The following is a 10,067-nucleotide window of genomic DNA, read 5'->3' on the forward strand; positions in this document are numbered from 1 at the left end:
TATATTCTTCATCTTGAGGTGCCAAGTATAGTCCTAATCATACTCAACAATTCCGAGTTTGTTGTGCGTGACTTAACCAGACTGGCATCCACACGCCTGATCACCGCCGGATCGGCATCATAGGCCGAAAAGATCACCACCGGAATGGGCTGACCATCACCATTTACCAGCTCTGGCAGCAGATCAACACCACTCCCATCGGGCAGACCGATATCGAGAATCACCAGATCGAACGATTCCTGTGAAAACACACTACGCGCCTCAGCAACATTGGCCGCCACACGGTAGCTCATCTCTGGTTGCAGCACGGCTGAGACCACTGCCGTCACATCGACATCATCCTCAATATGGAGAATTCTAAACTTGCCGTGCTGTGATTCATTAATTCTCGAACGAATGGAGTCGACCAGACGTTGCGGCTCAACGGAACGCTCCATCCAGTCGACCAGATCGAGCGGAAGTCCTCGTGACTCAGTGCCCTTTTCAGTATCAGAAGAGACGGCAACCACCGGCAGATGAACGAGCTGTTGATCACGCCGTATAAGCTTCACCACCTCAGCCAGATCGCCACCCGCGTAACCGAGATCGATCAGCAACATCAGATAGCGCCCACTGGAAAGTCTGCTCAATAGCTGGTCGAGCTCAGACTCCAGCTCACACTCCAGATTTGCTTCTGCCATCAGCCTGCGAAACTCAGCGGAGCAGCTCTGCTCAGAACCAAACAACAGTATCTGACGGAGGCAGACAGGTTCGACAGCGGTTTGCTGGCGCTCCCCTTTCTCGAAGAGTGGTAAGCGGAAGTAGAAGACCGCGCCCTGCCCAGACTCACTACGAAAGCTAATCTCACCGCCATGTTTCTCAACGATCGCCTTGGCGATACTCAATCCCAAACCAGTGCCACCCTTTTCACGCGTATCCGAGGCATCGGCTTGAGAGAACTTCATAAATATCTTGTCATGAAACTCAGCAGGGATACCACTACCCTGATCGATCACACTGATCAACACATCATTATGATTTCGTTCGGCACAGATTCGCACCACACCCCGTTCAGGTGAATACTTAACGGCATTGGAGATCAAATTGGCCATCACCTGATTAAAACGGTCACTGTCGACATTGATCTGCAACGAATCCAGAGAGTGCTCCAGTTGCAGTTCCACACCATGTTTCTCTGCATAGCCGTGATTCGATTCAATCGAGACTTCAAGCAGCTTCACTACATCCAGCGGTTCGAATTTAAACAGCATTTTGCCCGACTCGATTTTCTCGATATCGAGAATATCGTTAATCAACCGAATCAGTCGCTCGCTATTTTTCTGTGCAATACCGAGCATGCTCTGCACCTGTGGTGGAAGCTCACCAGCCACACCTCCAGTGATCAGCCCCAGCGATCCCTGAATGGAGGTAAGCGGAGTACGTAACTCATGGCTGACGGTTGAGATGAACTCACTCTTCATGCGCTCTATTTTTTTACGCTCGGTGATATCGCGAATAATACCGACGAAAAAACGCTCTTCGGCAAGCATAATTTCAGTCACCTGCAAATCAATTGGAAAGACCTCACCGTTTTTACGAAGTGCCTCGACCTCTCGACCGATTCCAATAATTTTCCGCTTGCCACTACGTAGGTAGTTACTGAGGTAGCCATGATGAGCGCTGTGGTAGGGCTCCGGCATCAGGCGATCGACATTCACTCCCAGAATCTCGATCGATGTATAACCAAAAATCTGCTCGGCAGCCGGATTAAAGGTCTGGATAAAACCTTCGCTATCGATGGTGATAATCGCATCACCGGCGTTATCAAGAATTGCCTGGAGACGCCCTTCACGTTCTTCGAGTCGTGTCTTGTCATCAGAGGTCTTTGCGGCCATCGCATCAAAGGCGGCTCCGATTCTCGCCAGCTCATCACGACCGCTCAGGTGCACCCGCGCATCCATCTCACCGGCACGGAATCGATCCACCTGTTTGACCAGCCGACTGACGCGACGTGTCATTCCAAAATGGAACAGCATCGCTAGTAAGATCGCCAGCCCCACACTAAAAAGAGAGAACTGCTCTACCTGACGGATAACGCTACTCTCTGCCCTCGCCTTTTTAGTTGAAATGTCATACTCGACATAGAGCACGCCGACCCGGTCTGGTCGAAGACGATTTCCAACCGTGGCGAGAAAAACTGGGTAGTAGGCACGCATTCGTTGCTTATCATCGAGCCAGAGATCAAAACCGGCCAGATTGGCGCGCGCACGCTGGAGCAGTTGATCACTGACTCCAAACTCGACCTCCTCGATACCGCGACCAACCATCTCATAGCGAGACGAGACAATCACAGTGTCGACATCATCGACCAGCACCACCATTTGCACTTCGGGGATCGCCCCGAGTCGTGAGATCTCCTCACGGGCGGAGAGCAGATTGCCATCACGAAAACTGTTGGTCAGCGTACCCTGAGTACGCGTCATCAGCTGCACCAGGTCGTTGCGTGAATTGCGCTCAACCTCATTCAACGCAATCGGGATGTTGTACCAGAGAGAATAGGCGCTGATAAGCACTGCAAAGAGCAGCAGCAATAGCGGAACAACAATGCGTAGTGGAAAGATCAATGATGCACCCTTCTATAAAGGTGATGCATCACAGCCCACGACCATCAATGATGGTCTCGATGTCGATATCATTTAGCAGCAGATCGCTCGAGAGCATGACCAGTTTCAATTTATTTCCGGAGGCAATCAGTTCAGGCCGCTCTCCAGCGAGCATACGCAGATTGGTCTCTCGATCAGGAATCTCGAGTCCGTTGAGCGACTCAATAAACTCTTCTGGGCTGATACCGAGCCGTTTTGAGATACGTAGAGCCGCATCCTGCGGATTGCCGTTCATATACTCGTTGGCCTTGAACCACTGATTCAGCAGCTCCCCCACCTGGTCACTATGCTGAGCCATAAACTCACCTCGGACGACCAGCACATCGACAATCTCATTGGGTAACTCACGGCTGCTGAAGAGCTCCTTACCGCCACTATTAAGCAGACGGGTACGTACCGGATCGAAGCTCACCACGGCATCGACCTCCCCCTCAACAAAAACACGCTCATGATCGAGTAGTTCAGTGTGAACGATCTCTATATCGTCCTTCTCCATACCGTTAATTGAGAGCGCACGACTCAGGACAAAGGCACCCAGCGCGGTACTCTCCACCGCCACCCGTTTACCCTTCAGGCTCGTCACATCCGACATCCCCTCTCGTCCGATAATGACATCTCCCCCGTTCGAGATATCCATTACCAGCACTATGTGAGGATCGAGTCCGTGCTGCGCGAGCAGAAGCACCTCATCGAGCGTCAATGCCGCTATCTCAATCGCACCGTTTCGATAAGCGGTAATCACTTCACTCGCCGAAGGATACTCGACCAGGCGTGTTTGACTGGCGTTGAGATAGCCCAGATCACGGGCCAGATAGAGAGGTTCATAGCCAGGCCAGAGGTTGGTACCGACGCGCATCAATACCTGTTCCGAATGACGTTCAGAGCAGGCGGTCAGCAGTAGAATCAGAAGGAGAGGTATCAGCGCCGCTGCGCTACGAATCTGAGTCGCCATTCCATATCACTCCGTAATTATCCATATCGATGCATTGTTATTATTGGATGGAATGCTACTACAGATTGGCATCACACAAACCACACTGTGTGTGCGATATTGTCGACCTCCTTGCCGAGTTAAACGCTACGACTCCTCTTCCAGCTCTCCCCAGCGGGTATAGGCCTGTTCAAGCTCACTACCTACCGCCTCGAGTCGCTCCAGAACGGGCGTCACAACCTCATGCGCCTGCTGATAGAAACTTGCCTCACCGATGGTTGCCTCCAGCTCTACCTGCTCGGTTTCCAGTGCTTCAATCAGTGCGGGTAGCGCATCAAGCTCGCGCTGAATCTTGTAGCTAAGTTTCTTCTTTTTGACTGGCTGTGCAGCCACCTCGCTACGTTTGCTTTGCGAGACCTTGGCAACCGGCTTTTGTGCTGACGGCTGTTGCATAGCAGATCGCTGCCTCAACCACTCCTGATAACCACCAACATACTCAGCCACGTGGCCGTTCCCCTCAAAGACCAGGGTGCTGGTAACAACATTATCGAGAAAGGCTCGGTCGTGACTGACTAATAACAGGGTGCCGTCATACTCCGATAGCAGCTCCTCGAGCAGCTCCAGCGTCTCGACATCTAGATCGTTGGTCGGCTCATCCATCACCAACAGGTTAGCGGGACGGGTAAAGAGGCGTGCCAGTAGCAAGCGGTTACGCTCACCACCAGAGAGGGTATGCACCTTGGCATGGACGCGATCGGGGGTGAAGAGGAAATCCTTCAGGTAACTAATGACGTGGCGATCACGACCACCGATCGAGACCGTATCCTTGCCCTGATTGAGGTTCTCAATCACCGTCTTCTGCGGCTCAAGCTGCTCTCGCTGCTGGTCGAAGTAGGCCACCTCAAGCTTGGTGCCCAACTCAACACGTCCCGCATCGGGCTGAAGCTGACCCAGTAACAGCTTGATCAGGGTCGTCTTGCCGGCCCCATTGGGACCGATAATTCCCACACGGTCACCACGCAGAATGCGCACGGAGAAGTCACGAATCACCTCTCGCTCGGGAAAACTGACGCTACTCCCTTCCACCTCAACCACCAACTTGCCCGAGCGTTCGCCACGTTCGAGCGAGAAGCTCGCCTTACCGGTCTGCTCACGTCGCTGTGAGCGCTCATTTCGGAGTGCCTTGAGCGCCCGAACACGCCCTTCGTTGCGTGTGCGTCGTGCCTTGATCCCCTGGCGTATCCACACCTCCTCCTGCGCCAACTCCTTATCGAACTGGGCGTTATGTGCCAGCTCAACCGAGAGCCGCTCTTCACGCTTCTCCAGATAGCGATCGTAGTTACCGGGCCAGGAGGTGAGCTGACCACGATCAATCTCGACAATACGTGTGGCGAGTCGCCGCACAAAATCGCGGTCATGGGTAATAAAGAGCAGCGCACCGTTGTAATTGAGCAGGAACTCCTCAAGCCAGATGATCGATTCGATATCGAGATGATTAGTCGGTTCATCGAGCAACAGCAGGTCGGGTTCCGTCACCAGTGCACGCGCCAATAGCACGCGTCGTTTCATACCGCCTGAGAGTGCCGCCATTGAGGCATCTGCAGGGAGTTCGAGGCGCGAGATCACCCGCTCAACCCTCTGCTCAAGCAACCACCCATCGGCCGCCTCAAGCTGGTGCTGCAGGTTGGCCAGTCGTTCTACGTCACGCTCATCGCCCCCCTCGGCCAGAGCCACAGTCGCCTGGTGATAGTCGGCAATCAGACCACTCAGATCACCCAGTCCATCGGCAACCACCTCAAACACAGGACGCTGCTCCTCAACCGGCACATCCTGAGCGAGATAGGCTATCTTCACGCCCTTGTCTCGCCAGATGGTGCCATCCTCTGCAATCACCTCACCGGCAATCATCTTCAACAGGGTTGATTTACCGGCACCATTGCGTCCTACCAGACAGAGCCGTTCACCAGGGTCGATCTGCAGCGCCACCCCGTCGAGCAGAGGTTGTGGGCCGAAATGGAGCGTGATGTTATCTAGCGTGAGCAGGGGCATGGGAAACCTAAAGCGGTGCAGTTATGCGGTTAAAAGTCTGGAGTACTTGAAAAGAGCGCCAATTATACACGCCTCCTATCGGATACCTGTTACCGCATTGCGGTTACCGCTATCATCTCTTCACCCAGCTCCCTGGAATAGAATCCATGTCTACCGATACCCCCTCTACACCCGATGCGCTACTGCTGCTCTCAACCGGCTGCCCCCACTGCCCGGTGATGCTCAAAACACTCAGTGAGCTACTCAAGCAAGGAGCCATCGGTAGACTTGAAGCGGTTAACATAGAACACCACCCCGAACAGGCCGCTGAAGTCGGTACCCGTTCGGTACCATGGGCGCGTATTGGGCTCTATGAGTTTCAGGGGGCAATAACGCCTGCTGAACTGGAGGGCTGGGTGGTGGACTATGGAACCGTGACGGGTATGAGTCGCTATCTCACCATGTTGCTCAAAGAGGGACAGTTGGCGAAGGCCGAACAGCTAATCCAGCAGAGTCCCAAACAGCTTCAGGCGCTGATCCCGCTGATTGAGGAGACCGATACTGAGATGACAGTCCGTATCGGCGTCGGTGCGCTACTGGAAGGCGTCGAGGGCGAACCGGCTCTCACTCCCCTGCTCGCTGAACTGGCACGCCTCTCGGGTAGTGAAGATGCCAATATTCGCGCCGATGTCTGTCACTACCTCGGCCTGAGCCTTAATCCAGAGGCCCGTCCCCACCTCGAACAGCGTCTCAACGATGAAAGTAGTGAGGTCAGGGAGATCGCAGCTGAGTCACTGCTGATGATCAACAACGCGGCCGAGGTGAGATAACACCATGCTATCGACCTTCTCAACACCACTGTTGATCATCGCACTGATGCTGGCGTTACTATTCTGGAAGAGCGCCTTACGGGCGCTGGAGCGTGCCAAGAGTGCTGCGCAGGCGACCTGTAAAAGTCAGGGAGTACAGCTACTCGATAGTACGGTTTCGCTGCAGAGCATTCGCCTCGCCCGCTCGACAAGCGGTCGGGTAACGCTGCAGCGTAACTACCGGTTTGAGTACAGTGCAGATGGTGTGGAGAGACAACAGGGATTTATTATTGTCTCTGGGCAGCAGGTGGAGAGCATTGGGCTCGCCCCTGAAGCGAGTGCAGTATAAAGATGAGCAACACCCACCCTGGCGCAGCTAACTGCAGCCGCAGCGAGATGTGCTATTTATTGGTGAAGTAGACAACACCGAAGATCGAACCTGCTATTAGTAAAATAAACAGCAGTAAAATCACCTTATAGCGACAGAGAAACGTACCGGCACACTCTTTGGTCTTCTCGACTGTCTTCTCAACAAATGGCATAAAACTCTCCTCCTATCCACGCAATTCTAATTATTATTCTGTGACTTACAATAGCTCGTCCGATCAGGCCTGCAACATCGAAAAGAGCTGATCTTTAATGAAGAGCCGCTTTTTCTTCAGCTCTTCAGTGTACTCATCTGATGGGGTCTCAATCTCCTGCTCGATGCGACGTACCTCACGATCTACATCGTGGTACTCATCAAAGAGCCGAGAAAAGTGGCTATTCCCCATCTTCATCTCGTGAATCTTGTCTCTGTACTCCGGCAATTCGCGAACCAGATCGTGATGCTCCACCGGCATAAACCCAATCTCCAAAATATCCCCTACATCGAAGGTATATTATGATCCTCTTTTATTTTTAAAACTACTACCGCCCGCAACGTTGCAGCATCGATCTGGCATCGTTAAGATTCTGAAACTCTAAAAAAACAAATAAAGGGATCCCTGCATGAAACTCGAGCTTATTAGCTTCAAAATCTGTCCATTCGTACAGCGCTCGGTGATTACTCTTAATTACAAAGAGGTCCCTTTCGAGACCACCTACATCGATCTCTCCAATCCACCCTCTTGGTTCGGTGAAATATCACCACTAGGCAAGGTACCAGTGCTGCGTATTGATGATAATGAAGTGCTGTTTGAGTCAGCTATTATCTGCGAGTATCTCGACGAGGTAACCCCCGGTTCGCTGCAACCCAACGACCCACTGCGTCGTGCACAAAATCGTGCCTGGGCCGAATTTGCCTCTGCCGCGATCATGGATCTTTCGGCCATGATCCATGCACCCGATGCCGATGCCTTTAACGGTGGTCAGCAGCGGCTGAAAGGAAAGCTGAACACACTGGAGGAGGCGTTTGATAGTGAAGGGCCCTATTTCAACGGTGAGCAGGTCTCACTACTCGACTTCTCCATCGCACCGCTCTTCAACCGTATCGATCTACTCGGTCTCTCTGGTCCGCTTGCGATGGCGGAAGATTGTCCGAAGGTGGATGACTGGGCCGAATCACTACTGCAACTTGATGCGGTCCGCTACTCGACCGTTACCGACTTTCCAGAAGTACTGAGCACCTACATTGAGAAGAAATCTCCCTACGCTTTCAAGGCCTTTTCGCTCTAAATTGGGGCATATGAGCAATTAGCTTGATAATTGAGCCCCTTTATACTTGACTATTTCCCTTGGTCTTACGATGCTGTAGCTACGGTCATGCTAACTTTTATCGTTGCCGCGTAATCAGGAGGTAGTCATTATGAAAAAAAATATCTGGGATTGGGCAAAATGGATGCTGTCCTTTGTATCCGTTATCTTCACCACATCTTTGGTCATCGTGCTTGAGGAGATACGATAACTCGCTCTCAGCTCGATAAACAATAGTGATAACAGATCGGAGTGAGGTGAGCCTCTAACACTAACTGCTCTCGATCCGACCAAGATTTCAGGTCAATGGTAAAACAGAGCCGTTCTCTGCCCGTTGCAGTGATTAAGCATTTAGTCGCTGCGCCTGCATAACCGTGTGATCACCCCTCCCTATCGCCATTCTCAGCAGCATTTGAACCACACTCAACACCTTTGCACGGTGTTGAGTGATTTCCTAAATAGTCACTCTCAGCCCTACTCCAAAGAGCGCGACAACCTCTCAATCACTGTTAGAATCTGCCTTAATGAACTATGGAATCCCGGGGAGTCGCTATTTTTGCGAAAGTTTGTTTTGGGCATCCAAGCCCAAGCAAACAGCAAAAACTTCACGCGACCGTTTATGCCTGCGGCGCCCCCTTCGCTTCGCTATCCATGGCGGTCAGCGGGTGACATACTGACCCTGCTCGGCTCGTTGGGGCTGTTCCTATTCGGTATGAAGGTGATGAGTGAGGCGCTGATGAAGCTCAGCGGTACTCGTATGCGCGCCTTTTTGGCTACCACCACCTCCAACCGTTTCTTCGCCCTGACTACCGGTTTTCTGATTACCACCGCCATTCAATCCTCTTCAGCAACCACACTGATGGTGGTGAGCTTCGTCAATGCCAACCTGCTGACGCTGACCGAGGCGGTGGGAGTGGTTATGGGGGCCAACATCGGCACCACCGTAACGGCCTGGTTAATCTCGATTCTCGGTTTCAAGGTAAAGATGAGCGCCATCGCACTACCTCTGGTGGGTGCCGGCTTTCTGCTCAGTATGTCGAAACGTGCACAGATCAAGCAGTGGGGTCTGTTTACCATCGGCTTTGCTGTGCTCTTTATCGGTCTGCAGTTTCTCAAGGATTCGGTACCCGATATCGGTAGCAATCCAGATGCACTCGCCTTTCTCGCTGAGTACACCAGCAAGGGCTACCTCTCGCTACTACTCTTTCTCGGCATCGGCACACTGCTAACGCTGGTCATCCAATCCTCAAGTGCCACCATGGCCCTTACCCTGCTGATGACCTTTGAGGGGTGGATTCCTTTCGATATGGCCGCCGCAATGGTACTGGGTGAGAACATCGGCACCACCATCACCGCCAACATTGCCGCCTTCGTTGCCAACTATCAGGCGAAGCGCGCAGCGCGCGCCCATCTAATCTTCAACCTGCTCGGGGTGACCTGGGTAATGTTGCTCTTCTACCCCTTTATCGAAGGGGTGGCCGTTGTGATCGAACAGCTGGAGGGGGACTCCCCGTTCATCAAGGCTGCTGCTATCCCGATTGCACTGTCGCTGTTCCACACCAGCTTTAACATCCTCAACGCCCTGTTCCTGATTGGCTTCCTGCCGCTGATTGTCCGTATTGTCGAATGGCTAGTACCTGAGGTCGTCGAACCAGAGCACCTGCTTGAGGAACCCAGGTTTCTGGATAAGGCATCGATGAAATATTCACAAACAGCCATCAAGGCACTCAGTGATGAATCGGTAAGATTATTGGAGAATGCCGCCTACAAGGTGCTCTCACATGGGCTTCGAGTGCACCGAAAAGACCTGGAGTCTGAACGTCATCTGAAGGAGATTCTTGAGCAGATCGATACCATAGAGATCGACATCGACCAGTTCTACTCAATCGGGGAGTCGCTATTTTTGCGGAAGCTTGTTTTGGGCATCCAAGCCCAAGCAAGCGGCAAATACTTAACGCGACCGTTTATGCCTACGGCGCCCCG

The 10,067-nt window shown here is 52.6% G+C and carries 9 protein-coding genes; 4 read left to right on the plus strand and 5 right to left on the minus strand.

All coding sequences use genetic code 11. The features are described from left to right. Window positions 1-8: 8 nt before the first annotated feature. The 3 genes from BOW52_RS11620 to uup form a co-directional block, all read right to left on the minus strand. Window positions 9-2,603: a PAS domain S-box protein gene (locus BOW52_RS11620; RefSeq protein ID WP_078484244.1), complete on the minus strand. Its 2,595-nt coding sequence runs from the start codon at window positions 2,601-2,603 to the stop codon at window positions 9-11. Between the two features lie 28 nt (window positions 2,604-2,631). Beyond that, complete coding sequence (locus BOW52_RS11625; RefSeq protein WP_078484245.1) at window positions 2,632-3,594, minus strand: ABC transporter substrate-binding protein; 963 nt, start codon at window positions 3,592-3,594, stop codon at window positions 2,632-2,634. Window positions 3,595-3,720: 126 nt separating this feature from the next. After that, window positions 3,721-5,622: an ATP-binding cassette ATPase Uup gene (uup, locus tag BOW52_RS11630; protein ID WP_078484246.1), complete on the minus strand. Its 1,902-nt coding sequence runs from the start codon at window positions 5,620-5,622 to the stop codon at window positions 3,721-3,723. A 146-nt stretch (window positions 5,623-5,768) separates the two neighbouring features. On the opposite strand from uup, the gene BOW52_RS11635 reads away from it, so the two are divergent. Both BOW52_RS11635 and BOW52_RS11640 read left to right on the plus strand, forming a co-directional pair. Further along, entirely contained in the window at window positions 5,769-6,431 is a 663-nt protein-coding gene (locus BOW52_RS11635) for a HEAT repeat domain-containing protein (RefSeq protein WP_078484247.1), read from the plus strand. A 4-nt stretch (window positions 6,432-6,435) separates the two neighbouring features. Further along, window positions 6,436-6,759, plus strand: coding sequence for a DUF3301 domain-containing protein (locus BOW52_RS11640; RefSeq protein ID WP_078484248.1), 324 nt, complete (start codon window positions 6,436-6,438; stop codon window positions 6,757-6,759). Window positions 6,760-6,811: 52 nt separating this feature from the next. On the opposite strand, the gene BOW52_RS17080 is transcribed toward BOW52_RS11640, so the two are convergent. Then, window positions 6,812-6,952 carry a hypothetical protein gene (locus tag BOW52_RS17080; protein ID WP_172840322.1) on the minus strand — a complete coding sequence of 47 codons (141 nt, stop codon included), beginning with the start codon at window positions 6,950-6,952 and terminating at the stop codon, window positions 6,812-6,814. 63 nt (window positions 6,953-7,015) lie between these two features. Next, on the minus strand, window positions 7,016-7,252 hold the full coding sequence (locus BOW52_RS11645) for a YdcH family protein (protein ID WP_078484251.1): 237 nt from the start codon (window positions 7,250-7,252) through the stop codon (window positions 7,016-7,018). A gap of 148 nt (window positions 7,253-7,400) precedes the next feature. Here BOW52_RS11645 and BOW52_RS11650 point away from each other — a divergent pair, with 148 nt between their 5' ends. Further along, window positions 7,401-8,066 carry a glutathione S-transferase family protein gene (locus tag BOW52_RS11650; RefSeq protein ID WP_078484249.1) on the plus strand — a complete coding sequence of 222 codons (666 nt, stop codon included), beginning with the start codon at window positions 7,401-7,403 and terminating at the stop codon, window positions 8,064-8,066. Window positions 8,067-8,703: 637 nt separating this feature from the next. Next, a partial coding sequence (locus BOW52_RS11655; RefSeq protein WP_078484250.1) for a Na/Pi cotransporter family protein occupies window positions 8,704-10,067 on the plus strand: 1,364 nt, incomplete at its 3' end.

It is taken from the genome of Solemya pervernicosa gill symbiont (assembly GCF_002020875.1).
GTDB lineage: Bacteria > Pseudomonadota > Gammaproteobacteria.

Coding starts and splice junctions, on each gene's coding strand:
- BOW52_RS11635 (WP_078484247.1), top strand. CDS start 5,769: ATGTCTACCGATACCCCCTCTACACCCGATGCGCTACTGCTGCTCTCA.
- uup (WP_078484246.1), bottom strand. CDS start 5,622: ATGCCCCTGCTCACGCTAGATAACATCACGCTCCATTTCGGCCCACAA.
- BOW52_RS11640 (WP_078484248.1), top strand. CDS start 6,436: ATGCTATCGACCTTCTCAACACCACTGTTGATCATCGCACTGATGCTG.
- BOW52_RS17080 (WP_172840322.1), bottom strand. CDS start 6,952: ATGCCATTTGTTGAGAAGACAGTCGAGAAGACCAAAGAGTGTGCCGGT.
- BOW52_RS11650 (WP_078484249.1), top strand. CDS start 7,401: ATGAAACTCGAGCTTATTAGCTTCAAAATCTGTCCATTCGTACAGCGC.
- BOW52_RS11625 (WP_078484245.1), bottom strand. CDS start 3,594: ATGGCGACTCAGATTCGTAGCGCAGCGGCGCTGATACCTCTCCTTCTG.
- BOW52_RS11645 (WP_078484251.1), bottom strand. CDS start 7,252: ATGCCGGTGGAGCATCACGATCTGGTTCGCGAATTGCCGGAGTACAGA.